This window comes from Thermoproteus thermophilus (assembly GCF_055392855.1).
Genome location: NZ_AP042466.1, coordinates 1521160 through 1545887, shown reverse-complemented (window position 1 = coordinate 1545887; position 24728 = coordinate 1521160). Strand labels below are relative to the sequence as shown.

The window sequence follows — 24728 nt, the reverse complement described above, 5'->3', positions numbered from 1 at the left end:
GGCCATGAAGATCGGCCAACTGATAATCGGGCTAATAGTGGGGGTCATCATAGGGTTGGCCATAGGCTACTTCGCCGTGCCTCCGCGCACGATCGCGATCGCCAGCACTACAACGACGACCGTGACGCAAACAACGGCGATGACGCAGACAGTCACCAGCACTACGACTGCAACGACAACTCAGACCATCGCAACAACTACGACGGTCACGACGACGCAGACCGTCACGGCGCCTCCTCCGACGGTCCTCAAGCCCGTCTACGCGGCGTCAGCGGTCATAGACGGCGCGGGCGGCGGCGTCGTGTACGCGCCCCCGCTCCTGGTGGTGGTGCCGCCAGGCACATACGTCAAGATGGGCAACTCGACGCTATCGACCTATAATCTAACAGTAGTGTTGTACCCGCCGCCGGCGCAAGCGCCGCCCGACGGCTCCACGCCGGCTCTCACGTTCGCCTACTTCGTGAACGGCTACAGCGGGCCTAACGCCTTGTTCGTCGACGATAAGGGCAACCCCAAGCCCGTGATAACCATAGCGGACGTGCCGAGGAATTGGACCTCGTGGGCATACGCCGGGTACAGCTACTCGGGCCTAGCCATATCGGGCGGGAGATACCTCTTTCAGAACAAATGGATCGCCGCGAGCGGCTGGCTGGTGAACTTGCAGTTCGTCAGGCCCATCGCGTGGGTCTTCGCCGTCAGCAAAACGCCGGCGCCCGAGCCCCAGACGGTCGAGGCGATAAACAGCAAGGCGCCCGGCTTCGTCCCCATGTCGGCCGCCACTATTAGAATAGCCAACGCCAGCGGCGGCGCCGTGGCGTTGGGCAATCTGCTCGTAGTGGTCCAGCCCGGCGCCTATCTAGAACAAAACGGGACGACGACAGGCAACTACAACTTCTCGTTGGTGTACTACTTGGCCTTGAACGTGTCGGGCGTAGGCGCGCTACGGCCCATGACGGCGTACGCCTTCGCCTACAACGGGCTCGTGACGCCTGCGTTGTCCTTAGTGGACAAATACGGCAGGCCCATGCCGGCCATCACTGTGGCCTTGTGGCCGCCCGGCACTACCAGCTGGACGTGGATCCCCGCAACGTCGGCGCCCTACGACGCCACTCTGGTCAACGGCTCCTATAAATTCCCAGATACGTGGGTAAAAGCAGGACCCTATTTGGTCAACCTGCAGTTCTTCAAGCCGGTGCTCTGGGTCTTCTTGGCTAAGACCAGCGGCTTGTCTCAAAGCACGACCGGCGGCTACTCCGCTACGAGCGGCTACGGCTGAGCCCCCAATTCGCGTTTTTTATCCCTCACCGCTTTTTCTACGGAGCAAGCGCTCCGACGAACAATAAGCGCCGGGGGTGGGATTTGAACCCACGCCCCCTTGCGGGGACGGGCTCTCCGCCCGTCGATAGCAGGCCCGCGCCTTGGACCAGCTCGGCCACCCCGGCTATCTCCCGCAACGCCCTTTCTTTTAAATTTTACTCAGTACCGGGCCCTATCCCGCGAGCTCGTCCTTGTGCCTCTCCCAGAGCTCCGCCAACGCCTCCAAGTGCTCCTTGGGCAACGGCTTGCCGTCGCTCGCCTCGGCGTATTCCTCCAGCTCCTCCTCAGAGGTGGCGGTCACCAAGACCGACGTGATCGGGAAGGACAAGACGAACTTCAACGCGTATTGGCCCAAGGTCAGCCCGAGCCTCCTCGCCAAGGGGGCCACCTCGCGCTCCACGATCTCCCTGGCCTTTTTGAGCCATTCGGGGCGCCTCAAGGAGCGGTGATCGCTCGGCGGGAAGTGGGGCTTGAACCTATCGGTGAGGACCTCGCTGGCGTGCGGCACTCTGACCAAAAGCGCCCTCCCCGCGCCCTCGGCGATTAGGGTCCTCCCCGGCTCTTGTTCCAGTATGTTGAAGACGAACATCACCGAGTCGTACCCCGCCCTCAACGCGGCCCTCCCCTCGGCCAACACTTGCACCTCTGGGCCCAGCGCAACGCCGACGTATTTTGCGACGACGCCCCTCAGCTCCAAGAAATGCCCCGCGGCCCTTTCGACCTCGTCGGCCGGCGGGTTGTGCAGTTGGATCAAGTCGGGCCTTCTGCCGAGCCTCTCCACGGATTTCTTGACGGCGAATTCGAGATACCCCTTGTCGTATCGTCTAGGCGGCCTTTCGGGGTTGGAGTAGAAGTCGTAGCCGACCTTGGTGGCCAAGAAGACGTCCCTGCCGGCGAGGAGCTCCCCCAACAGCTCTTCCGACTTCCCTCTGCCGTATACGTCAGCTGTGTCGAAGAAGTTCACGCCTAAGTCCAAGGCCTTCTCCACGAGCCTCCTCGCCTCCTCCCGCCCCACATCGCCGTACATCCCGCTTATGGACCAAGCCCCGAAGCCTATCTCGGAGACCTCCGTATCGCCGAATTTCCTGTACCTCACGTCACTAGCGATTTGCGGATTTAAGGACGACGCGCTCGTATTCCTCCTCCACGAGCCTCAACGCGTTCAGCCCGAGCCTCTCCGCCCTCCACAAGGCGTAGCCCATGGCTACTCCCTCCTTCACGAAGCCCTCCTCGTATGCCCTCAAGCCTTGGTGCTTCGCCTCGGCGAACGACGTGTTGGACGCGGACACCTCGCCCACGCCCACCTCCCTCATCAGCCCCAGGAAATCGGCCGATTTGTCCTCGACTATCCACCGGGTCGTGACCACGCGGAGCTTGCCGGGGTCTCCGCCCAGCGCTTTGAAGAGAGCGGCCGCGGCGGCCATCTGGGTCCCGCCCGCCAACGTCACCGACGCCCCCTCCTCGACGGCGCCCAGCGCTATCGCCGCGACGGCCACGTGTACCGGGTCCCCCACCTCGGCGACGGCCGTCACGGGGTCTACTGGCGTCCTCAAACGCGACAAGGCCTCCTTCACTACTGCTATCTTGAGCTCTTTAGGGTTCAAGGGCGATGCGCTGCTGGTCCTCCCCCACGCGTTATAGCCCAGCGCTATCAATATAGCCATGGCCGTGGTAGTGCCGCCTGGGATGGTCTCGCCTATGGCCAACTTCAGGGGAGCTAGGCTCCGCCCCAACGTCCTCCCCCTTTCTATCAAGCGCTGGACGACGTCCTTAGGCAAAGCGCCCTTGCGTATATCGCCTCCGTGGGCGCCTCCTAGAACTACGACGGGCACTCTCGGCGGATATCTACAACCGGCATCGACGACGAGCTTAGGCAGACCTTTCGTGAGGGCCCTCGTCACCAACGCCGGCGTGGGTATCCCGGTCGGAGTGGCCGGAATTACGTCGAGGGTCAACGGCCTGCCGGCGATCAAGTACTCTACGTCTAGACTCGGCGTGTAGAGGGTCGCCTCGGGGGAGGGGCCCGCTATGGAGATCCCCGGTATCGTCGAGACGTCGGTAGTCCCCGCGACTACCACCAATAACTCCTCCATAGCTCCCGAAAAGCGCCAATTTAAAAACTTGGACATCTATCCAATATAAATATAAATTCAGTACAAATAGGCGACTCTCGACACCTCGAGCAACGCGCCGAGGAGATCGCCGTTAGTCCCGCCCAAATGCCTATACGCCGCGACGTAGAACAACAAGGACGCGACGAGGGCCGCCGAGAAGCGCATCGGGCTGAACCAAGCCGTCGCGGCCATGGCCGGCAACGCCGTTGGCCATTGCCTCCTCGCGTGTTTCACGAACTCGGCGCCGAGCCCCGGCTTGAAGGGCCTCGAGAAGCCAGCAGCGACCACCGCCAACGATTTGGAGAAGACCTCGGCCGCTATGTAGTGAAGCCACGAGCCGGGACTGGCCGACATGCCCAAGAACACAATGGCTACGACCGCGAAGATAGCCACGGCGCCTTTGCGCGGGTCCTCTAGCACCGCCTTGGCCCTCTCCTTGTCGCGGACCATCAAGGCGTCGGCCACGTCGGCTAGGCCGTCTACGTGGTTGAGGCCCGTGGCCAAGAGTAGCGCAAGATAGGCCAAACGCGCGTCGCCCGTCAAGGCGTAGGCCAAGCCGCCGACTCCTCCCACTATGGGGGCGACGACGTACGGCAAAGCCCAGAGGCATTCGAAGCCCAGCCCCCTCCCCTTGACGGGAAACGCCGTGAAGAAGGACAATAGATCCCTAATGCACATGGCCGCAGACCGCCTCCACGAGCGCGTCGTTTTGGCGCGGCGATTTCAAGGAGAACCTAAAGCCCTTGATCCCCTTGTCCTCGAGGGGCCTCACCTTAACGCCGCGCGGCGGATCGGAGAATACCACGTGGAAGTGGACTGAGCTGGAGGCTACGGGGACGCACCTCCTCAACGCGCCCAACACCCTGGGCTTCTCCGCTGCTATGAAGGCTATAGTCGCCCTCTTGTGCTCCCTCAGCCCCTCCGCCCCGATACGCCATATGGCGTAGTCGACGATGCTGTTGATGCGCCACGGCGGCTTGTGCCGTATCTCGAACAAGGCTCCCCCCACTCTGAGCCCCGGCGTTGCGAGGAACTTGCCGTAGGACTTCACCACGGGCACGTCGGGCGCGGCCGATCGCCCGTCTACGAAGTCCATGAAGGACTCGTCGACGAACAGCTGGGCCCCGCGGGCCTTCAGCTTTTTGGCCACGTCGACGACCCAGTCCCTCGGCAAATAGGCGCCTGTGGGGTTGTTGGGGTTGCACAAGACGACTAAATCGCCGGGCCCGGCCCGCTCCACGCCCCAAGGAGGTATGAAGAGATAGGGAATGCCTAAGACCTCGGCGATTCTGGCGTAGTCGCCGTAAGTGGGCCATACTATGAGCGCCCTGCGGGGCTTGAGCTCCAAAAAAGCGTAGAGCAAAGCCTCAGTGGCGCCGTTGAAGAGCGTTACGCGGACTCCCTCGTACTCCGTAAGGACCTCCTCGGCTAGGTGGGCGGGGAACCTCTCGTACACGCCCCTCGCGGCGGCCTCTTGGACCGCCTCGGCGAAGCCGCGGGGCGGGCCGATGGGGTTCGAGTTGTCCGAGAAGTCCAGATACGCCTCCTCGGCCCAGCTCGAGCCGCCGTGCCTCATGTAATAAAGGCCGCGTATATTTGCGTTAGCCACGCCGGCGGCCGCCGATATTTATTAAAAACGCGAATTAGACCGTGAGGAGGGGCTTATTCCCAGGGCGTTTCCAGCCGCCGCACTGGGGCCACGTCTACGCAGTCAGGGAGATCTTGAAGGAGGTGGACGAGTTGGTGATAGCGATCGGCTCAGCCCAGTTCAACTACATGTTGAAGGACCCCTTCACAGCGGGGGAGAGGATATGGATGTTGAGGGAGGGGCTGAAGGAGGGCGGAGTCGACCTATCCCGCGTGTTGATGGTGCCAATCCCCAACGTGGAGAACAACTTGGAATGGCTGGGGAGGGTCAAATCCTACGTCCCGCCTTTCGACGTGGTCTATACGGGCAACCCCTTCGTGGCCATGTTGTTCAGAGACGCGGGGTACGAGGTGAAGCAACAGCCCATGTTCGACAGGGAGAAGTACACGTCCACGAGGATCAGAGAGCTCATTCTCAAGGGGGATCCGGCTTGGGAGGAGCTCGTCCCCAAGTCCGTCGCCGAGATAGTAAAAAAGCTCGGAGGGGCGGAGCGGCTCAGGGTAGCGGCCTTGGGCGAGGCGGAGCCCCACAAGTGGTGATCAAGCGGCCAAGAGCCGACGCAACACCCCTCTGACCTCTTTGTAGTTCGCCAAGTAGTATCTGGCCAAGGATCTGCCCCTCCCCACTTTTATGGTGTAGGCATCGGGCGGCAACGAGGCGAACATATACTCGTCGGTCTCGTCGTCGCCGGCCGCCAGCACGAAGTCCGGCCTCAGCTCCTCCAACAGGCGGCTAACGGCGATCCCCTTGTTCACGCCCGCGGGCTTCACCTCGATCACCTTCTTGCCCCTGAGAACCGTCAGCCCGCTGCCCGTCAAGAGCGCTGAGAGGTTATCGACAAGCTCGGCGGCCGCGGCCTCGCCCGCGTTAGGATCGGCGTTTCGGTAATGCCAAGCTATAGAGGCCTCCTTCTCCTCGATATACGACCCGGGCACCCTCTCCACGAACTCCTCCATTATCCTCCTCACTTTCGGCTTCCAGGAGGGGTCCACTGCAATGACGGCGGTCCAGACCCCGTCAGGCCGTTTGATCCAGAGCCCGTGCTCGGCCACTATATATATCGGCAGATCCCTCAGCCACGTGTCCATGAAATCCCGCGGCCTGCCCGTCACCACGACCACGTGGACTCCCGGCTTTCTCGCGAGAGCCTCTAATAGGCGCAATAACTCCTCGTCGGGCACGGCTTGATAGGCGTAGGGATAGAGCGGCATGAGGGTGCCGTCGTAGTCGAGGAACAAGGCCCTGGACTTAGCGGCTTTGAAGGACTCCACCATCTGTTCCAATGCTTGCCCCTCGAGGGGCGTCGAGGTGGACAACTTGGCCTCTCTATCGGCCCGCTCTATCCTCGCGCCTATGAGCGACTGCACGAAGTCGAGCCCCCACTTGACCACGTCCTGTGCCCTCAACTTCCTCTGCATCTCGCGCAGACGACTGCATTGCTCCTCCTCGGGCATCGTCAAGGCCCTCTCGATCGCCTTGGCCATCCCGTCTATGTCGTTGGGGTTGACTATTATTGCCTCCGTGAGCTCCCGCGCGGCCCCCGCGGTCTCGCTGAGTATCAAGACCCCGCGGCAATCGCGCCTAGACGCCACGTACTCCTTCGAGACCAAGTTCATGCCGTCCTTGAGCGGCGTTATCAACGCCACGTCGGCCACGTTGTACATGGCCAACAACGTCGGCGTGGACAAGAACCTGTATAGGTATATTATGGGGACCCAATCGAGCTCGCCCAGCTCTCCGTTTATCCGCCCCACCTCCATGTCTATTTGCCTCTTCATAGCATCGTATTGCTGGATTCCCGTGCGCGATGGGACCACGACGAGCACGAAGGAGGCCCTCCTCCTCCACTCGGGACGCGATTTGAGGAACTTCTCCCACGCGTAGACTCTGTTTATCACGCCCTTGGTGTAGTCGAGCCTATCTATGGAGAAGACGACCTTGAGGCCCTTCAACAAGCGCTTGACCTCCTCCATCTCCTTGGCAACCTCGGGGTCCAGCGAGGAGTTGTAGAAACGGTCGAAGTCGATCCCTATGGGGAAGACGCCCACCTTAGCTTGGCCGTGGCGCGATTTGACCACGTCGATCTCGGCGCTGGCCCCCACGAACTTCACGGCGCTTCTGACGAAGTTGGACATGTAATCCGACGTGTGGAAGCCTATGAGGTCCGAGGCCAACAACGCGTCTAGGATCTCGTTGCGCCAAGAAGCCGGCAATAGCTGGAGGATCTCGGGCGGCGGGAAGGGTATGTGCAAGAAGAAGCCGATCCCGACATCGGGGACGGCGCCTCTTAAGAACAACGGGAGCAACATCAAGTGGTAGTCGTGGACCCAGACGTAGTCCTCCGGCCCGGCCCTAGACGCCACGACCTCCGCGAATTTCTTGTTGACGGAGACGTAGGCGTCCCAGAACTCGTCGCGGTAGACCGTGTGAGTCGTGAATCCGTGGAAGAGCGGCCAAAGCGTGGAGTTGGAGAAGCCCTCGTAGTAGAGCTCCACGTCTTTCTTCGTGAGGGGGACGGGCTCTAGTCCTTGTTCGCGGAGCCTCTCGGCCACTTCAGGCGGCTCGTCGGCGAGCCCCGACCAGCCTACCCAGACCACACTCTCAAAGCCCAACGCCTTGCCGCCCTCGGTGGCCGCCAAGAAGGTCTTCATGGCAGTGGCCAGCCCTCCAACGGATTCCTTGACGACCACTTCGCCGTCCTTTAAGGACACCGTCACCGGCAGTCTGTTGGACACGATAATCAAACGCACAAGTTTTCGAACAGCGCATAAATAAAAAGGTCTGCGGCGGCACACAGTAGATTAATAAACCGGTCTACACGGACATGAAGGCGGTGACCGTGGTCCCCGGAGTGCCCGAGTCCTTGAGGCTCAGAGACGTCCCCAAGCCGTCTCCGGGCAAGGGGCAGGTCTTGCTCAAGCCCTTGATGGTCGGCGTGTGCGGAACCGACAAGGAGATAATAGAGGGCAGATACGGCAAAGCGCCCGATGGCTTCGACTACCTCATACTGGGCCACGAGGCCTTGGCCGAAGTCGCCGAGTTGGGCGACGGCGTGGATAACGTATCGGTGGGGGATCTAGTCGTGCCCACCGTGAGGAGGCCTGTGAACTGCGATCTGCCCGTGGACTATTGCCCCGTCGGCAAATACGTGGAGCACGGCATCTGGGGGCTTCACGGACACGCAGCCGAGTACTCGGTGACGGATGCGGCTTATCTGGTCAAGGTGCCGAAGGAGATCGCCGATATAGCCGTGTTGACCGAGCCGCTCTCCGTGGTCGAGAAGGGGATCGAGGTCGGCCTCTCGGCGTATCAGTCGAGGCTCGGCAAGAGGCCCGAGACGGCGTTAGTGCTCGGCGCTGGTCCCGTGGGCCTCCTCGCGACCATGGTCCTAAGGCTAATGGGCCTATCGGTCACCACTGTGGCCACTAGGCCGCCCGATAGCTTAAAGGCCAAGCTCGCCAAAGAGCTGGGGGCGACGTACGTGGACGCGGCGCACGAGAAGCTCGCCGGCTCCTACGACCTCGTCGTTGAGGCCACGGGGGCCGCCTCCGTGGCCTTAGAGGGCCTCTCTAGGCTGGGCCCGGGCGGTGTCGAGGTGCTCCTCGGCGTGTACCCGTCCGGCGGAAGGCTCGAGGACGTCGGGTCCCTCCTCACGGACGCCGTGTTGAACAACAAGCTCGTGGTGGGCTCTGTCAACGCGGGCTTGAAACACTTCGAAGCCGCCGTAAGGCACCTCAAAGAGGCCCTAGACAGGTTCGGGGATTGGCCCAAGAGGCTCATCACCAAGACGGCCTCTCTCGATAAATATCAAGAGGCCTATTCTTGGACCCACGACGACATAAAGACGGTCTTAGTAGTACAACACTTATAAAAGAGACTCCATGAACGCGTAATGATACCGCCTCAGTTCGAATACCACAAGGCATCCTCGGTCGAGGAGGCCATTAAGCTCCTCTCGGAGGACCCCAACGCCAAGCCCCTAGCCGGCGGGCAGAGCTTAATCCCGCTCTTGAAGCTCAGGGCGTTGGCCCCCAGCAAGCTCGTCGACATAGGCAAGCTCAAGGAGCTGAGCTACATAAGGCTCGAGGGCAAGGGCCTCGCAATCGGCGCCTTGACCACTCACTGGGACCTCGAGAGCTGGAGCGGCCCGTGCGGAGTGTTGTCGGAGGCGGCGAAGCAAATAGGCGATCCCCAGATAAGGGCCGTGGGCACTATCGGAGGGAGCTTGGCCCACGCGGATCCCGCCGCCGATTGGCCCGCGGTCGTCTTGGCCCTAGGGGCCGTGATAGAGGTCAAGGGGCCCTCGGGCCTCCGTGAGGTGCCTGCGGCCGAGTTCTTCCAAGGCCCCTACACCACTGCTTTACAACAAGGGGAGCTCATCGTGGGCATCAAGATACCCGAGTGTCCGCCCAAGGCCTCCTACGTCAAGATATCCCGGTCCTACAACGACTTCGCCATAGCCGGAGTCGCGGCCGCTTTGTGGGTCAAGAACGGCGTCGTGGAGGAGGCTCGGCTAGCCGCCACCGGCGTCGGGCTGAAGCCGGTCAGGCTCAAGAAGGCAGAGGAGGCCGTCGTGGGGAGGAGCATTACGGCGGAGGTCCTGGCCGAGGTGGCCGACGCGGCGTCCAAGGAGGTCGAGCCCGTGTCGGACGTGAGGGCGAGCGCAGAGTATAGGAGGGCCATGGCCGGCGTGGCTGCGAGGAGAGCGGTCAGAAGGGCGTTGGGGCTATGAGGGTGAGGGTCAAGGTGAACGGTGTCTTGTACGAACGCGACGTCGAGCCGCGGAAGTTGTTGGTTCATTTCCTGAGAGACGACTTGGGCATCAAGAGCGTGAGGATCGGGTGCGATACGGGGAACTGCGGCGCGTGTACTGTTTTGCTCAACGGAAGGCCCGTCAAGAGCTGCAACCTCTTGGCGGTGCAGGCTGACGGCGCGGAGATAATCACGGCGGATTACTCCGACGAGCTCATGGAGCGCCTCAAGAGGGCCTTCCACGAGCGCCACGCGTTGCAGTGCGGCTTCTGCACCTCGGGCATGCTCTTGGCCTCTTACGCTCTCCTCAAGAGGAACCCCAAGCCCGCCGAGGAGGAAATAAGGGAGGGCATCAGCGGCGTGTTGTGTAGATGCACGGGCTACCAGAACATAATAGAAGCCGTCAAGTCGGCGGCGCTATGAGGTACATAGGCAAGCCGTTGCCTAGGCTGGAGGACTACCACTTGTTGTACGGCCAAGCGCGTTATCTCGACGACGTCGAGCTCCCGGGGACTTTATACGCCGGTTTTGTGAGATCGCCGTACGCCCACGCGAGGGTCAAGAAGGTCGACGCCTCGGAGGCCTTGGCCATGCCGGGGGTCGTGGCGGTCTTCACGCCGCAGTCGGGGAGGCCTTTCGATTTCGCCCCCGGCGGCAAGGTCAGATACCAAGGAGAGGCCGTAGCTATGGTAGTGGCCGCGGACAGATACGCGCTCTACGACGCCTTGGAGAGGGTCTACGTGGACTACGAGCCTCTGCCCGCGGTCGTGGACCCGTTGAGGGCCATGGAGCCCGGCGCGCCTCTAGTCGACGAGTCCCTCGGGACCAACGTATCGCGCAGGGAGAAATACGCGGCGGGGGACGCCGAGAGGGCCTTGTCCTCGTCGGATAGAGTCGTCGAGGAGACGTTGGTCATAAATCGCGTCGTGCCATCGCCGATGGAGCCGCACGGCGTTTTGGCAGCCTATGACGGGAAGACGTTGTTGGTGTACGACTCCACGCAGAAGCCCCACGTGGTCAGGAGGGAGATAGCCAAGAGCCTCGACGTGCCCCTCTCGGCGGTCCGCGTAGTGCAGCCCGACGTCGGGGGCGGCTTCGGCTCCAAGATACAAGTGTACCCGGAGGAGATAAGAGTGGCGGCAGCGGCCATGGCCCTAAGAAGGCCCGTCAAGTGGACGGCGACTAGGAACGAGGACTTCAAGATGACCACTTACGGCAGGGGGCTAATACTTAGGTACAAGGCGGGCTTTACGAGAGACGGCGTGTTGAAGGCCATAAAGGGCGAGGTCATAGCCGACGCCGGCGCCTACGATTGGTTCGGCTTCGAGCTGGCCTCGACGGCGGCCACCATGTTGCCGGGCGCCTATAAGGTGAGGGACCTCGACGTAGACGCCGTATCTGTGTTGACGAACAAGCCGCCGTTAGGGCCCTATAGAGGAGCGGGCAGGCCCGAGGCCACCTTCTTCATAGAGAGGATAATGGACCTAATCGCAGACGAGGCTGGGCTCGACCCCGTCGAGGTGAGGAGGAGGAATTTAGTGGAGGCTGCCCCCTACGAGAACCCGCTGGGCCTTCGTTACGACACCGGCGAGTACTTGGCGGTGTTCCAAAAAGGCGTGGAGGCGACTGGCTACTACGACCTCGTCAAGATCGCGGAGGCGGAGAAGGCGCGCGGGCGGACGCTCGGCGTCGGCCTCTCGTTCTACATAGAGATAACCACTTACGGCCACGAGGTGGCGATAGTGAGGGCCGAGAGGGACGGGAGCTTCACGGTGGCCTTGGGCATAGCGCCTCACGGACAAGGAGACGCCACGGGCATAGCCCAGCTCGTGGCGGACGAGCTTCAAGTGCCCATAGAGAAGATCAGAGTAGTTTGGGGCGATACGGACCTAGTCCCCGACGGGCTTGGGACCGACGGGAGTAGGTCGCTCACCGCTGGGGGGTCCGCGGCCGTCTTGGCGGCGAGGAGGCTCTTGTCCGAGCTGAGGAGAGCCGCCGAGGAGCTACTCGGAGGACCTGTCGAGTACTCCGACGGCGTCTTCAAATCAGGCGACAAGTCAGTGTCGATAGGCGAAGTGGTCGAGGCGGTGTATAGGGGCAAGGTCAAGGCCCAGCTAGAGGCGATGGAGGTGTACAAGGCCAAGCCCACGTTCCCCTACGGCGTCGGCGTGGTGTTGGTGGAGCTGGACCCCGAGACCGGCCTCGTGAAGCCGCTCTTATACCGCTCCTACGATGACGTCGGGGTCGTCGTAAACCCGTTGCTAGTGGAGGGTCAGATACACGGCGGCGCATTGCAGGGCATTTCGCAAGTACTGTACGAGGAGGTGGCGTACGACCAAGACGGAAACCTCTTGACGCCCAACTTCGCGTTCTACCACATACCCAAGGCTGTCGAGGCGCCGCGTTACGAGCCAAAATTAGCCGAGTCGCCGCACAAGTCCGAGCATCCGACCGGCACGAAGGGCGTAGGCGAGGCGCCCACCATCGCCGCGGCCGCCGCGGCCATAAAGGCGGTGGAGGACGCCATAAGGAGGGCCACCGGGAGGAGGGTGAGGCTCACCTCGACGCCCGTCAAGCCCGAGGATATCTACAAGCTCATACGCGGTTGATCCTCGGCTCGACCAAGCCAGCGAGGACCCCTCCTATTATCCCGCCCAAATGCGCCACGTAGTTCACTCTGGGGAACATGGAGGAGAGTAGGAACAACACGACGAGGAGGGCAGGCCCAGCCCACCCCACATCGCGCGTCCTCGCCATGTTCCTGGTGACGTAGAAGGAGATGAGGCCGAAGATGCCTCCCGAGGCGCCGGCGGATAGCGTTTCGGGCGGGTAGAGGAGGACGGTGAGCGCGTTGCCCAGAGCCCCCGAGAGGAAAAACACGGCGTACTCCGCGGATCCGGCCTCGGAGCCGAACAACAGATAGACGGCGTATAGCGATATGGCGTTGAGAAAGAAGTCCAGAAAAGACGGCGTGATCAAGACGGCGGTCAATAGCTCGTAGTAGTATCCCGAGAGGACGGCCTTGTTGTAGAGGACTAGGTACGGCAAAAGCCAAGGGGCTCGCGCCTCCACCAACGCGCCTACCAGATAGCCGAGGGCCACCAACAACATTAACCGCAACGTGGCCTTCATCAGACCGCCCTCTTGAGCAAATACCAAGTGCCCAGGGCCTTGGCCACGAGCCTCCCCGACGCGTCCCTCACCTCGCCCTCGGCCACCACTAGTCTGCCCCCTCTCCTCACGACTTGGCCGCAGACCCTATAAGGCCCCTCCCTCCCCGGCTCTAAGAAGTTCACCTTGAGCTCCACGGTGACTTGGTCGGCTTCCTCGTTGACTGTGAGAACCGCCATGCCCATGGTCTCGTCCAAGACGGCCGCTATGACCCCGCCGTGGAGCACGCCGCCGGCCCTCTGCACGTTCTTGCCGTGGTCGAACTCGGCGCATGCGCGCCCTTGCGACACCTCGACGAGCCTATAGCCTATGAAGGCCATGATGGGCTCCGCCTCCTTGATGAAGGAGTTGGCCCTCTCGACATCCGTGGGGTACATACCGGGTTAATGGAGCTCATTTATGAGGATAATCGCCGAGCCTAATTGTTGTCGCACTCGCTCTTAATATTGGGCATATTCTTTAAAAATAGGATTGAGAAAGAATTATGGAAAAGGGAGCTATATTATTGAAGAAATGGACCCGCATAATGCCAATTATATGGATCGCCTACCTCCTCGCGTTTATAGATAGGGTGAACCTCGGCATAGCCTCGCTCGGGATGAAGCAAAGCTTGGGCCTCACCGATGCCGACTTCGGCCTCGCCGCCGGCATCTTCTTCATAGGATATTTCATATTGGAGATACCCGGCACGTACATAGTCGAGAGGTTCAGCGCGAGGAAGTGGATCGCCAGGATAATGATCAGCTGGGGCATCGTAGCCTCCCTCACCGGCCTGGTGCAAGACAGATGGCAACTTTACGCGGCGAGATTCGCCTTGGGCCTCGCCGAGGCGAGCTTCTTCCCAGGCATAATAGTATACTTGACGCATTGGTTCCTCGAGGATGAACGGAGCAGGGCGGTGGCCTATTTCATGAGCGCCATAGCCGTGGCCAACGTAATACTCTCCCCCATCTCGGGATGGCTCTTGACGGTCAATTGGCTAGGCTTAGAGGGGTGGCGTTGGGTGTTGATATTCGAGGGCATTCCGGCAATTCTCTGGGGTCTCGTGGTCTTGTTCCTTCTGCCCGATTGGCCGAGGGATGCGAAATGGCTCTCCCTCGACGAGGCCAAGTGGCTGGAGGAGGAGCTGAGAAAAGAGCGCGAGCTCCATCCGCCCGAGAGGATCTCCTCGTGGATAGTCGGGCTCAAGACGCCCATAGCTTGGCTACTCGCCTTGGTCTACTTCTTGGCCACCAGCGGGCTTTACGGCATTACTTTCTGGTCTCCGCAAGTCCTCAAGTCCTTAACAGGCGGCAACTCCGTAGTGATAGGGGCGCTCAACGCGGTGGTCTACCTAATAGCCTTGGCCTCCATGATCGCCGTGGGCAGATCCTCAGATAGGAGTGGCGAGAGGTTCCTCCACTCCTCGATCCCGTTGTTCCTCGGCGCCGTGGGCCTCGTCTTGGTGGCCCCGCTCTCGTCCAAGCCGCAATTGGCCTTCGTAGCGTTGGCCCTCGCTGCCGCTGGAACCTACGGCTTCTATCCGCCGTTTTGGCCCATACCCCAGCGCATGTTAGCCGGCGTCGCCAGGGCCGTGGCCGTCGGCTTGATAAACTCGGTGGGCAATCTGGGCGGCTTCGCGGGGCCTTATATCGTGGGTTATCTCAACACGTTGGCCAACTCCAGCTACGCGGGCCTCGCGTATTTAGCCGGATCGGCCGCGGCGGCGGGCCTCTTGTTGTTGTCGACCAAGCGCCTTATCGCGAAGTAGAGGTTATATCTCGAACGAAACGCCGGCGCCGCCAGGCGCGGCCACGCCCGGCATTGCGGATTGAAGAGCTGCGATGCCGGATATCCCGGTGCAATGGGTCCCCGCCACTAGGCGAGGGCCTTTGTTTTTTAGATATTGGACGGCCTCCTTGATCCTCGACTCGGGTAGCCCCATGAAGTGCAATCCGCCGATCACGGCAAGGAGCCTATCCGCCCCCGTTATCTGGAGGCCGTACTCAACTATGTTCTCAACGCCTGCGTGGCCGCACCCAGTTATCGCAACGAGGCCATCCGGGCGTTTTATATACAACGCCATGTCGTCGGGCACTAGATCGGACACAACCCCTGTGTGGGACGGGCCCCACCGCCTCGGTATCTCGCCCGAGGCCCAGACCCCCTCGGCGATCTTATAAGGGCCCTTAATTAATATCAGCCGAGCGCCCTTGGACTCCAGCTCTTCTCGCGTGAAGTTCACGCCTATCTCCACCTCGCCCTTTTCGTCCTTAGCGTAGGCCTTTGCGAACAAGTTCTCGTGGGCTATCACCGTCAACGGCCTCGATCTGGACGCTAGCAACGCCTTGACGCCGCCCGTGTGGTCTATATGGCGATGGCTGAGCACGAGGTAGTCGGGCTCGTCGGGGCTTATGCCGAGCGCTTTCATGTTGTTGAGGAGGGCGGTCCCGCTTAGGCCAGTATCGTATAGTATCTTGTAGTCGTGTACATACGCGGCGAAGCCCCACTCGCTTAACAGCCTCAACCTAAGCGAAAGTAGTTGAGTTAGGTAGTTATCTACTAATATAGTTATCTTCATAATGGCGATTATTTAACTTTTTATAGTTTCACATCCTATCCTCACGTGGGCCTTCGTAGCGGCTAGCTCCAGAGTTCTCCTATCCGCGCGAAGCCATCGCGCTAGTGCCTCGGCCCACGCCGGATCAGCGCACGGCCCGGCCCTTTGTAGCTCCCTCATCAGCCTATAGACCTTGTCCCTCTTCGCCTGCGCTCTTATTATGGCCTCCTCTAGGGAGAGGCCGGCGTATCTGACCGCGAGGACTATTTCTATTATCTTGTTTATCCTATCGGGCACGCCCACGATAGAGCCCTTGAGCTCTATCCTGCACCTCCTCGACGCGCCGGCGGACGCGGCGAGGCGCGCCGTGGCGCCCTTGTACACCCTCTCCTTGTCCACGACGCCGCCCACGACTATATCGGAGGCAGTCCTCAACAACTCCTCATTGGCTACGCAAGGCCCTTCGGGGTCGAGGTAGACGGAGGTCGCAGGCGGCGGCGCCCCGATTACGCGGACTGCGTGCCTCATGCCGCGCATAGATCTGCCGAACCTCTCGAGGAACTCGGGCGGCGCCCTGGCCAACACCAAGTTGCCGTCCCAGAGCTGACTCCTCACGACGGCTATAGACGCCGCCACTTGCTCCACCAGCTCGTTCTTTTCCGAGTCCGTGTGGACGTCCCAGAGGCCGAGGTCTATGTATATCCTGGGCTCTTGCGGCGGCTCCAACCTCACTTCGAGAGGCCGGCAATCGGCGTCGGCTTTCGCCAAGACGGCGCCGTCTGGGCCCTCGCAGAGCTTGTAGCGCCCCAGCAAGAGCCCGACCGCCGCGCACTGCTCAAGCTCGTGCTTGCACTTGAAACGGCGCGGGTAGACCAATTTCCGAACGCCGAGGCGTTCCAGCTCGCCCAGCAACATATCGCCGAGTATTCCCACATGTTGCGGGCCGCGATAAGTTTTATAACGGCACGCCCCGGCGAGTTGCGGACAGACGGGCGATTCGGCGCGAGGGGTTTTAATTCGTGAGTTATCCCGCACATGAAGGTCTACTCGAAGGAGCTCCGAGTCGAGACCTCGTCGAGGCGCTCCCTCGTCAACATAACGGATAAAGTCGAGGCGGTGGTTAAGGAGTCGGGGATATCGGAGGGGATAGCGTTGGTGTTCTTGGCCCACGCAACGGCGGCGCTTTTCGCCAACGAGGACGAGCCCAGGATACGTAGAGACTACGAGGCGTTCTTCGAGAGGCTAGCGCCGTCCTCGGGCCAATACGAGCACAACGCCATAGACGACAACGCCGACGCCCATTTGCTCAGCGCTTTGCTCAAGCAGTTCTACGTCTTTCCGGTAAAGGGCGGAAAGCTGGTAAGGGGGACTTGGCAAGAGCTCTTCTTAGCAGAGTTCGATGGGCCTCGGCTGCGCCGAGTCCACGTAGTAGTGATGGGCCAATGAGGGTGGTCTGCGCCCGTTGCGGCTACGAGAGGAAAAACGACGAGCTCAGATGCCCCAAATGCGGAGGGCCCTTTACTATAGAGTTGGATTTCTCCTATCGGGAAAAGATAAGGGATAACTTCCCCTATATATCTAAGTGGATAAGCCTCGGCGAGGGCAACACGCCTCTGGTAGAGGTCGAGGGGATCAAGTTCAAGCTGGATTTCTTGAACCCGACGGGCAGCTTCAAGGACAGGGGCTCGGCTACGTTGATATCGGCGTTGGCGGCTAAGGGCGTCAAGAGGATATCCGAGGACTCATCCGGCAACGCCGGGGCCTCGATAGCCGCGTACGGGGCGTTGGCAGGCATGGAGGTCGAGATCTACGTGCCCGAGACGGCGAGGGGGAACAAGGTGAGGCAGATAGAGGCCTATGGGGCTAAGGTGGTCAGAGTTCCGGGCACGCGCGACGACGTGGCCAAGGCCGCTGAGACCTCGGGCGCTTACTACGCCTCACACGTCTGGCGGCCGGAGTTCAGGGACGGGATAAGGACGTTGGCATACGAGCTGGTAAGGGATTTGGGAAAGGCCTTGGAGGAGGTCTATCTGCCCACCTCGGCGGGGACTCTGCTCCTGGGAGTCTACTCGGGCTTCAAGCACTTGCTGGACTCCGGCGTCGTGGAAGAGATGCCGAAGCTCATCGCAGTGCAGACCGAACAAGTGAGGCCCCTCTGCGCGGCGGTAAAGGGCGAGGCCTACGAGCCGCCTCCGAGGATCAACTCGATCGCAGACGCGTTGGTGTCCACGCGCCCGCCCTTGTTGCCAGAGATGGCGCGCGTCGTTGAGGAACACGGCGATTGCGTGTGGGTGTCCGAGGGCGAGATAGAGGCGGCTTGGAGGTGGCTGGCCAAGAGGGGGCTCTTGGTCGAGCCGTCTTCGGCCGCGGCGTTGGCCGGCTATTGGAAAAGAGGCGGCGGAAAGGGCTCAGTGGTGGTGCTCACCGGGAGCGGCCTCAAGGCGATATGAGCTGGGGGAGATCCATCGCGATAGCCTCTGAGAGCTTCCAGGCGACCTATCTAGGGCTCAAGATAAGCGAAATGGGCGGCAACGCCGCCGACGTCGCCGTCGGCGTCTCCTTGGCGCTTGCCTACTTGTTGCCGCATTTGAACGGGCTAGGCGGCGATTTCCTCGCCTTGTACGAGAGCGCCGGCTCCGTGAAGGCCGTCCTCGGCCTCGGCTGGGCCCCCTCGGGCGTCCCCGAGCGGCCTCCCGAGCGCGGCATATGCTCCGCCGTGGTGCCCGGATTCGCCAGAGGCCTTTGGGAGCTGCACAAGTCCTTGGGGTCCATGGAGTGGGGGAAACTCGTCAACTACGTGGCCGATCGCCTCGAGAGGGACGCGGTGATCCACCCATCCCTCGCCGAGGCCCTCTCCAAGACGGAGCTGGAGGGCCCCGGGGCTCGGCTCTACGCCTCGTTGCCCAAGGAGCCGGGGGCGCCGTATAGGCTCGACGGGCTGTTGAGGTTGATGAGGACGCTCGCGGAGCACGGGCCAGACGGCCTCTACGAGGCGTTGGCGGACTCCCTTTCCGGCACTTGTTTCGCGCGGGAGGATCTGCTCCGATATAAGGCAGAGCTGAGGGATCCCGTCAAGGCGGAGTACAAGGGATGGGCGTTGTACGAGGCGCCGCCGCCCTCCCTGGGCTTCGCGGTACTCCTTACCCTACGCCTTTCCGAGAACGAGTTGCCCAACGCTCCGTTCTCGTACGCGAGGATAAGGGCTGTGGTAAAGGCCGCCAGAAAGGCGCATTGGGCCCGCGATAAGTATCTGGGCGATGCGGAGGTGCCCGTAGAGGGGATCCTCAATGGCGAAGTGGAGCTCGGCGAGGCGGAGTCGCCAACGCCGACGCCCGGCACGACGTATTTCGCCGTCGTGGACGAGGAGACGACGATATCAGCCATACAGAGCATCTACTACAACTTCGGCTCCAGATACGTGGACAACTACGGCGTTGTGTTGAACAACAGAGCCTTCGACTTCACGACAGGCCCCAACGCGCCCGCGCCGAGGAAGAGGCCGGCACACACCCTTTCCGCGATAGTCGCAGTAAGGGAGGATCAAACTGCGGCGTTGGGCTCAAGCGCCGGCCACTACAGGCCCGTGATATACGCCCAGCTGGTCCAGAACCTCGTCGACTATTCCATGGACCCGCGCAGAGTCGTGTGGAGCCCTAGGTTCATCTGGACTGGCGGGTGGAGAGCCTTGGCGGAAAGGGGCTACGAGGAGGGGCCGGGGGTGGAGATAGTGGACTACCCGTCCAGACTAGGCGTCGCCGCCTTGGGGCTTAGGCGCGGGAGGTCCCTAGTAGCGGTTGCCGATATAAGGGGGGACGGGCTGGCCCTCTCGGTTTAATCATAAAATTTTTATTTGCTGATTGGCGGTGCGGTATGCTGAGGCTTCCGCCCGGGAGGAAGCCGCCCGACGAGATATACGTCTTCGTCGAAATACCGGCCGGCTCCAACGTCAAGTACGAATACGACGAGGAGCTAGGGGTGTTGAAAGTGGACAGAGTCCTCTACACCGCCCTCGTCTACCCCTTCAACTACGGCTTCATACCTGGCACGTTGTCGGAGGACGGAGATCCTCTCGACGTGGTGCTCCTCAGCGGCGCTGAGTTCGCCCCCGGCGTTTTGGTAGCGGCGAGGCCCCTGGGGCTTTTGGAGATGGAGGACGAGGAGGGTTTGGACTACAAGATCATCGCAGTGCCCCTCGAGAAGATAGACCCCTCCTACGCCGATGTTAAGGACGTGTTCGATTTGACTAAGCCGACTCTGGAAAAAATAAGGCATTTCTTCGAGAGGTACAAGGAGCTGGAGCCGGGCAAATGGGTTAAGGCCAGGGGATATCTGGGCGTAGAGGAGGCCAAGAAGTACATCGTCGAGGCCATCGAGCGGTTTAAGAAAAACTCGTAAGCTCGCTGTCCTCGGCTCGACCGACTACGAGGACCCCTCGTATATGTGGATAAACGTCGTACACGGGACTGGGAGGCCTAAGCCACAAGGGGCACCTTGGCCTTTCTCATAAGTTCCCTAAACTCCTCTATCCCCATCTCAGCGATCCTACACGCCCGTCTTATATCCCCCGTCTCTATGTAGTACATCAACGCAATTCTCTGCCTCGGCGGAAGCGAATTTATGAACTGCCAATCAGCCCTCTCCCTCCTAATCAGCCTGGCCTCCTCTACGTCCTCGAAATACCGCCGGAGCTCCTCCACAACAATTACACCGGATATATAAATACCCTTAAAACCGTCTAATGGACTCGAGCCTTTCAACTAGCCTCGAAAAATCCGCGGCCTCCGCCTATTTGGCGAACCTACGGCGTACGTGGACGTGCGCGCATCCACGTCGCCGAAGACGAAGCACCCTCCGTAGTAGACCGCTAGGGACAGACCGGCCCTCCTCGGCGCGTACCGTGGCCTTTACCTCGCCGTAGCGGTCGGCATCTCCACTTCCCTCGCCTCGGCGATGGGCCCCTCGGCCATGGACGCGAGCGCCTTGTCTTGCTCGTTTACGATCTCACGCAGCTCTTGCGGGAGGCGTTAGCTCGACCGGCTTAGCGCGAGAGGAGGGACATTATCGGCGTAATATTTCTAGATAACTAGCTTATTGCTAGAAGAACGCGTCGAGCGACGAGCTCTTGGCCTTGCCAAGCGCTCGCCTCAAGCGCTCCAGCCCCTTCTCGACGCGTTCTCTGCTGAAGTCGTGCTCCTCCACGAGTATCTCCAACACTTTGCCCTCGTCGGGCTCTCTGAACTCAACCTTGTACTGATCTGTGACAGGTGGGTTGAGGAACAACCTCTTGATCTCGAGCGGGTCCACGGGCCACCTGACGCCCTTTAGGACTGTCCTCAAGGCGTTCTCCAAGGAGCCGTGTTCGAGGATTATCTTATACGCCTTCTGAGGCCCTATCCCCGGCACTCCGTCCGGGTTGTAGTCGGTGCCGATGAGTATGGCGATGTCTATGAGCTGCTCCCTCGACTTGAGCCTCAAGGCCTTCAACACCCTGTCTAGTTCTATCAACTCGGGCGAGACCTCGACGTACTCCTCGCCTATTTTACGCCGCGGGGAGACTGCGAGGTTCCTCACGAGGCGGGGGGCCCCGAAAAGAAGGGAGTCGTAGTCCTGGCTACCGGCCCCCCACGCAGATCCCTTAGCGGCCATATGGGCTGCTTGGGCCTCTCCCTCGCTCGGCGCTTGGACCCAAGGTATGCCCATAGCCGTCAAGAGCGCCTTGGCGTCCTCGACCATCGCGTCGGTCACGTAAATAGCGCGTTTGGCGTACTTCGCGACCTCCTCGGCCTTCCCCTCGGCGGCGGCCCTCTCCATATGCTCCTTGGCCTTCTCCTTGGCGGCCCTCCTGGCCTCTATCTCGGCCCTCTTGAGCTCAGGGGGCTTCCCGTCGAAGACGTAGACGGGCTTGACCCCTGCCTCGACTAGGTTTATAGTCCTATAGAAAAGGCCGTTGAGGTGGCTCGTGATTCTGCCTCTGCTGTCCATGAGAGGGGTGCCGTCAGGTTGTCTTATAGAGGCTAGGAATTGATATAGGGCGTTGTAGGCGTCGAGGGCCACCACCCGCCCGGCCAGCTGCTCCAGCTTGACCTCGAGCTTCGCCTCTTGCGGTATGAGCTTGCCCAGCTCCGTGACTCCCACGTTGTCGAGGGCCCGGATATTTAAATCAGTGCCTTCGGGAGACTTGGTAGAACTCCCTGCCTCCTTTAGTTATCCTCCTCACGTACACCTTTCCGTAGAGCTCGAGGACCATCAAGGCCCTCCTCAGCTCCGCCTCGGTTATATCGGGCCTAGCCCTTTTGAGGAAGTCCATTATTTCGTCGGACGTGACGACCTCTTGTTTCTTCAGCTTGTACATCGTCTCGAGGACGTCGTTGACCAAGGCTACGATTATGTTTTTCATAGATAAAGCGGCGGAGTCGCCTTGGCCTTGGCGGCGGTCTGCAGCTGCCTGGCCCTCTCCAGCCAGCTCTCGTAGAACTTGAGCATATCTTGCGTTATGGACGGCTTGACCTTGTTGAGCGCCGCCTCGAAGTGCCTCATGGCGACCTCCTTGGCGTTTATATCCTCCCTCAACGCCATGAACGTGGCCTCCCTCACCACCAGCTCTATGTCGGCCCCCGAGTAGCCCTCGGTCCTCCTGGCCAGCTCCTCGAGGTCTACGTCCTTGGCCAAGGGCACGTTGCGGGTATGTATGAGGAATATGTCGAGTCTAGCTCTGAAGTCAGGCGGAGGCACGTATATTATGCGGTCGAATCTGCCGGGCCTCAACAAGGCGGGGTCCACGAGGTCGGGCCTATTGGTGGCGCCTATGACCACTACGTTCTCGAGAGTCCTCACGCCGTCCATCTCCGCCAAGAGCTGGGCGACTACGCGCTCTGTGACGAAGGAGTCGGCGCCTAGCCCTCTCGCCGACGCCAACGCGTCTATCTCGTCTATGAAGACCACGCAAGGCGCGGCCATCCTCGCCTTCTGGAATATCTCGCGTATCATCTTCTCCGACTCGCCGACCCATTTGGAGAATATCTCGGGCCCCCTCACGGCTATGAAGTTGGCGCCGGATTCCGTGGCCACGGCCTTGGCCAACAAGGTCTTGCCGGTGCCCGGAGGGCCGAAGAGCAATATGCCCTTGGGCGGCCTCAAGCCGAATTTCTTGAACAATTGCGGGTACTTCAAGGGCCACTCGACGGCCTCCCTCAACTCTTGTTTGACCTCCGAGAGGCCTCCGACGTCCTTCCAGCGGACTTTGGGCACCTCTATGTGTATCTCGCGGAGCGCCGACGGCACGATCTCCTTCATCGCCTCGAGGAAGTCTTGCATGGTCACCTTTATCTTCTCCAAGGACTCGGCGGGTATCGTGGGCTGGTTGAGGTCGACGATGCCGCCTTGTATGGCCCTCCTCAAGGCCCTCATAGCGGCCTCCTTAGCCAACGCGGCTATGTCCGCGCCGGTGTAGCCGTGGGTCATCTCGGCCAATTTTCTGAGATCCACGTCGGGACTTAAGGGCATGTTGCGGGTGTGTATTTGGAGTATCTCCAAACGCCCCTTGAAGTCGGGCGGGTTGATCCAGATCTCCCTGTCGAACCTCCCCGGCCTCCTCAAGGCGGGATCCACGGCGTCTGGCCTATTGGTGGCGCCTATGACCACTATCTGCCCCCTCTCCTGTAGCCCGTCCATTAGGGTCAAGAGCTGGGCCACCACCCTCTTCTCCACCTCGCCCGTGACCTCCTCCCTCTTGGGAGCTATGGCGTCTATCTCGTCTATGAAGATTATGGCGGGGGCGTTCTTCTTGGCCTCCTCGAATATCTCCCTCAACTTGGCCTCCGACTCGCCGTAGTACTTGGACATTATCTCGGGCCCGTTTATGGCTATGAAGTAGGCGTTGGCCTCGTTGGCCACGGCCTTGGCCAACAAGGTCTTGCCGGTGCCCGGAGGGCCGAAGAGCAATATGCCCTTGGGAGGCTCTATGCCCAAGTGCTTGAACAGCTCGGGGTGTCTGAGGGGCAGCTCGACCAACTCCCTTATCTTCTGCTTGGCCTCCTCCAAATCGCCTATGTCCTCCCAAGTGACAGGGGGGATCTTGACGCCCGAGACCGGCTTCTCGTAGAGCTGTATCTGCGTGTCGTCGGTTATGAGCAAGACTGCGTTGGCGGGACGCGCCTGCACGACTTGGAAGGTCAACGGCTGGCTCAACACATAGATCTGCAACACGTCGCCCTCCACGACTACGTAGTCCCTCAGCCTTTGTTTTATGTACTGGAGGAAGTTCGCGTCCACCGCTATGGTCATGGACACTGGCGCGAGCTTCACCGACTGGGCCGGCTTGGGCTCGACCTTCCTCACCTTGACGTTCTCGTTGAGGGAGACGTCCGCGTTCTTCCTCAATATGGAGTTCATACGGATTATCCCCTTCCCGCGATCCTCGGGGAGGCCGTTCCAGACCTTGGCGGCTGTCCTCCTCCTCCCGACTATCTCGACCACGTCGCCCACCATTATGCCGGCGCGTTCCATGACGTCGGGATCTATACGGACTATGGGCCTATTGGCGTCGCGGGCCTTGCTTTCGGCTACTCTGAGCTCTATCCAGCTCACGCGCTTGAGGCCATACGTCTATAAAAAGCTACATCCCGGAGCCTTCGAGGGCTAGAAGCCCAGCCTCGAGAAGTACTCCAGCTCTATGTTGCCGACTCCTTGGACCGATCTGAGGAGCTCCTCTACCTCGTCGGAGGTGTACTCGTCGGACTCTGGATGCCTTATGTAGACCTTGAGCGCAGTTATGCCGAAGCCTATGGGCTCCTCCTCTATCTTGTCCACCTTGTACTTGGGCTCTAGCCTCCCCTTTATGTCTTGTTTGAGCTTGGCCAGATCCACCTCGGCGCTATCGGGCAATACCCTATAGACCAAGGCCACCTCCGCCGACATGGGCCCCGTTCTATTGAGCCTTTAAAAATTTTGCCTAAGGCCCCTCGAAGCCGCAGACAGGGCACTTGTAGCGCACGCCCAGCTTCCTCGCCTTGTAGCTCCTGATGATCGTGGAGCGGCCGCAGTTGGGGCACACGAACTCCACGCCGCGCTCCAGCGGGGCCAAGGTCCAGTTCGTCGTCGTGTCGCTCGGCGGCGATGGGCCGTATATCTTGGCGCCTCTTATCGACATGCCCCGACTCGACTTGGGGTGTTTAAATCCATTGCGCCG

Annotated in this window: 26 protein-coding genes and 1 tRNA gene; 11 read left to right on the top strand and 16 right to left on the bottom strand. The window is 60.8% G+C overall.

From position 1 onward, the window contains the following. Nucleotides 1–4 precede the first annotated feature (4 nt). Entirely contained in the window at nt 5–1276 is a 1272-nt protein-coding gene (locus ACZ5PA_RS08925; RefSeq protein WP_464929988.1) for a hypothetical protein, read from the top strand. 68 nt (nt 1277–1344) lie between these two features. On the opposite strand, the gene ACZ5PA_RS08920 is transcribed toward ACZ5PA_RS08925, so the two are convergent. The 5 genes from ACZ5PA_RS08920 to ACZ5PA_RS08900 form a co-directional block, all read right to left on the bottom strand. Further along, nucleotides 1345–1442: transfer RNA gene (locus tag ACZ5PA_RS08920), tRNA-Ser, on the bottom strand. A 47-nt stretch (nt 1443–1489) separates the two neighbouring features. Beyond that, nucleotides 1490–2413: an aldo/keto reductase gene (locus ACZ5PA_RS08915; protein WP_464929987.1), complete on the bottom strand. Its 924-nt coding sequence runs from the start codon at nt 2411–2413 to the stop codon at nt 1490–1492. A gap of 4 nt (nt 2414–2417) precedes the next feature. After that, entirely contained in the window at nt 2418–3410 is a 993-nt protein-coding gene (gene cobT / locus ACZ5PA_RS08910) for a nicotinate mononucleotide-dependent phosphoribosyltransferase CobT (protein WP_464929986.1), read from the bottom strand. Between the two features lie 57 nt (nt 3411–3467). After that, entirely contained in the window at nt 3468–4109 is a 642-nt protein-coding gene (locus ACZ5PA_RS08905; RefSeq protein ID WP_464929985.1) for an adenosylcobinamide-GDP ribazoletransferase, read from the bottom strand. Beyond that, the gene (locus tag ACZ5PA_RS08900; protein WP_464929984.1) at nt 4099–5040 is read right to left on the bottom strand and encodes an aminotransferase class I/II-fold pyridoxal phosphate-dependent enzyme; all 942 of its coding nucleotides are present in this window, start codon (nt 5038–5040) and stop codon (nt 4099–4101) included. Before ACZ5PA_RS08900 ends, ACZ5PA_RS08905 begins: the two co-directional genes overlap by 11 nt. Nucleotides 5041–5081: 41 nt before the next feature. Between ACZ5PA_RS08900 and ACZ5PA_RS08895 the strand changes: the two genes are divergently transcribed. Beyond that, nucleotides 5082–5618: a nicotinamide-nucleotide adenylyltransferase gene (locus ACZ5PA_RS08895; RefSeq protein WP_464929983.1), complete on the top strand. Its 537-nt coding sequence runs from the start codon at nt 5082–5084 to the stop codon at nt 5616–5618. Here ACZ5PA_RS08895 and ACZ5PA_RS08890 read toward each other — a convergent pair whose 3' ends face one another. Next, on the bottom strand, nt 5619–7829 hold the full coding sequence (locus ACZ5PA_RS08890) for a bifunctional alpha,alpha-trehalose-phosphate synthase (UDP-forming)/trehalose-phosphatase (RefSeq protein WP_464929982.1): 2211 nt from the start codon (nt 7827–7829) through the stop codon (nt 5619–5621). A gap of 74 nt (nt 7830–7903) precedes the next feature. Here ACZ5PA_RS08890 and ACZ5PA_RS08885 point away from each other — a divergent pair, with 74 nt between their 5' ends. Genes ACZ5PA_RS08885 through cutA form a run of 4 tightly spaced genes read left to right on the top strand, consistent with a single transcriptional unit; the run spans nt 7904 to nt 12440 of the window. Then, nucleotides 7904–8950, top strand: coding sequence for a glucose 1-dehydrogenase (locus ACZ5PA_RS08885; RefSeq protein WP_464929981.1), 1047 nt, complete (start codon nt 7904–7906; stop codon nt 8948–8950). A 21-nt stretch (nt 8951–8971) separates the two neighbouring features. After that, entirely contained in the window at nt 8972–9811 is an 840-nt protein-coding gene (gene cutB / locus ACZ5PA_RS08880; RefSeq protein WP_464929980.1) for a glyceraldehyde dehydrogenase subunit beta, read from the top strand. Further along, nucleotides 9808–10254: a 2Fe-2S iron-sulfur cluster-binding protein gene (locus ACZ5PA_RS08875; protein ID WP_464929979.1), complete on the top strand. Its 447-nt coding sequence runs from the start codon at nt 9808–9810 to the stop codon at nt 10252–10254. The genes cutB and ACZ5PA_RS08875 overlap by 4 nt, the downstream gene beginning before the upstream one ends. Then, nucleotides 10251–12440, top strand: a complete 2190-nt coding sequence (cutA, locus tag ACZ5PA_RS08870) for a glyceraldehyde dehydrogenase subunit alpha (RefSeq protein WP_464929978.1) — start codon at nt 10251–10253, stop codon at nt 12438–12440. Before ACZ5PA_RS08875 ends, cutA begins: the two co-directional genes overlap by 4 nt. Here the strand turns inward: cutA and ACZ5PA_RS08865 are convergent. Together ACZ5PA_RS08865 and ACZ5PA_RS08860 are read right to left on the bottom strand one after the other, a co-directional pair. Continuing rightward, nucleotides 12427–12963: a rhomboid family intramembrane serine protease gene (locus tag ACZ5PA_RS08865; RefSeq protein WP_464929977.1), complete on the bottom strand. Its 537-nt coding sequence runs from the start codon at nt 12961–12963 to the stop codon at nt 12427–12429. The genes cutA and ACZ5PA_RS08865 overlap by 14 nt on opposite strands. Continuing rightward, a complete protein-coding gene (locus ACZ5PA_RS08860; protein WP_464929976.1) occupies nt 12963–13379 on the bottom strand; it encodes a PaaI family thioesterase in 417 nt (138 codons plus the stop codon). Before ACZ5PA_RS08860 ends, ACZ5PA_RS08865 begins: the two co-directional genes overlap by 1 nt. A gap of 107 nt (nt 13380–13486) precedes the next feature. Here ACZ5PA_RS08860 and ACZ5PA_RS08855 point away from each other — a divergent pair, with 107 nt between their 5' ends. Beyond that, entirely contained in the window at nt 13487–14752 is a 1266-nt protein-coding gene (locus ACZ5PA_RS08855) for an MFS transporter (protein WP_464929975.1), read from the top strand. 3 nt (nt 14753–14755) lie between these two features. Here ACZ5PA_RS08855 and ACZ5PA_RS08850 read toward each other — a convergent pair whose 3' ends face one another. Both ACZ5PA_RS08850 and ACZ5PA_RS08845 read right to left on the bottom strand, forming a co-directional pair. Then, complete coding sequence (locus ACZ5PA_RS08850) at nt 14756–15562, bottom strand: MBL fold metallo-hydrolase (protein WP_464929974.1); 807 nt, start codon at nt 15560–15562, stop codon at nt 14756–14758. A 12-nt stretch (nt 15563–15574) separates the two neighbouring features. Further along, nucleotides 15575–16474 carry a tRNA (guanine-N1)-methyltransferase gene (locus tag ACZ5PA_RS08845; RefSeq protein WP_464929973.1) on the bottom strand — a complete coding sequence of 300 codons (900 nt, stop codon included), beginning with the start codon at nt 16472–16474 and terminating at the stop codon, nt 15575–15577. 102 nt (nt 16475–16576) lie between these two features. Here ACZ5PA_RS08845 and ACZ5PA_RS08840 point away from each other — a divergent pair, with 102 nt between their 5' ends. The 4 genes from ACZ5PA_RS08840 to ppa are packed head-to-tail and all read left to right on the top strand — an operon-like array spanning nt 16577 to nt 19936. Continuing rightward, nucleotides 16577–16987 carry a secondary thiamine-phosphate synthase enzyme YjbQ gene (locus tag ACZ5PA_RS08840; protein ID WP_464929972.1) on the top strand — a complete coding sequence of 137 codons (411 nt, stop codon included), beginning with the start codon at nt 16577–16579 and terminating at the stop codon, nt 16985–16987. Then, a complete protein-coding gene (locus ACZ5PA_RS08835) occupies nt 16984–17991 on the top strand; it encodes a pyridoxal-phosphate dependent enzyme (RefSeq protein ID WP_464929971.1) in 1008 nt (335 codons plus the stop codon). Before ACZ5PA_RS08840 ends, ACZ5PA_RS08835 begins: the two co-directional genes overlap by 4 nt. Next, nucleotides 17988–19376 (top strand): gamma-glutamyltransferase, encoded by a 1389-nt coding sequence (locus ACZ5PA_RS08830; RefSeq protein ID WP_464929970.1) that lies wholly within the window; start codon nt 17988–17990, stop codon nt 19374–19376. The genes ACZ5PA_RS08835 and ACZ5PA_RS08830 overlap by 4 nt, the downstream gene beginning before the upstream one ends. A 38-nt stretch (nt 19377–19414) precedes the next feature. After that, nucleotides 19415–19936: an inorganic diphosphatase gene (gene ppa, locus ACZ5PA_RS08825; protein WP_464931244.1), complete on the top strand. Its 522-nt coding sequence runs from the start codon at nt 19415–19417 to the stop codon at nt 19934–19936. A 77-nt stretch (nt 19937–20013) separates the two neighbouring features. Here ppa and ACZ5PA_RS08820 read toward each other — a convergent pair whose 3' ends face one another. From ACZ5PA_RS08820 to ACZ5PA_RS08795, 6 genes are all read right to left on the bottom strand, one after another. Further along, nucleotides 20014–20238 carry a hypothetical protein gene (locus ACZ5PA_RS08820; RefSeq protein ID WP_464929969.1) on the bottom strand — a complete coding sequence of 75 codons (225 nt, stop codon included), beginning with the start codon at nt 20236–20238 and terminating at the stop codon, nt 20014–20016. A 397-nt stretch (nt 20239–20635) separates the two neighbouring features. Beyond that, nucleotides 20636–21676: a flap endonuclease-1 gene (fen, locus tag ACZ5PA_RS08815; protein WP_464929968.1), complete on the bottom strand. Its 1041-nt coding sequence runs from the start codon at nt 21674–21676 to the stop codon at nt 20636–20638. 25 nt (nt 21677–21701) lie between these two features. Continuing rightward, nucleotides 21702–21938, bottom strand: a complete 237-nt coding sequence (locus ACZ5PA_RS08810) for a hypothetical protein (RefSeq protein ID WP_464929967.1) — start codon at nt 21936–21938, stop codon at nt 21702–21704. After that, complete coding sequence (locus ACZ5PA_RS08805; protein WP_464929966.1) at nt 21935–24127, bottom strand: CDC48 family AAA ATPase; 2193 nt, start codon at nt 24125–24127, stop codon at nt 21935–21937. Before ACZ5PA_RS08805 ends, ACZ5PA_RS08810 begins: the two co-directional genes overlap by 4 nt. A gap of 51 nt (nt 24128–24178) precedes the next feature. Further along, on the bottom strand, nt 24179–24457 hold the full coding sequence (locus tag ACZ5PA_RS08800; protein WP_464929965.1) for an elongation factor 1-beta: 279 nt from the start codon (nt 24455–24457) through the stop codon (nt 24179–24181). A gap of 34 nt (nt 24458–24491) precedes the next feature. After that, a complete protein-coding gene (locus ACZ5PA_RS08795; protein ID WP_464929964.1) occupies nt 24492–24689 on the bottom strand; it encodes a zinc finger domain-containing protein in 198 nt (65 codons plus the stop codon). Nucleotides 24690–24728: the final 39 nt, after the last annotated feature.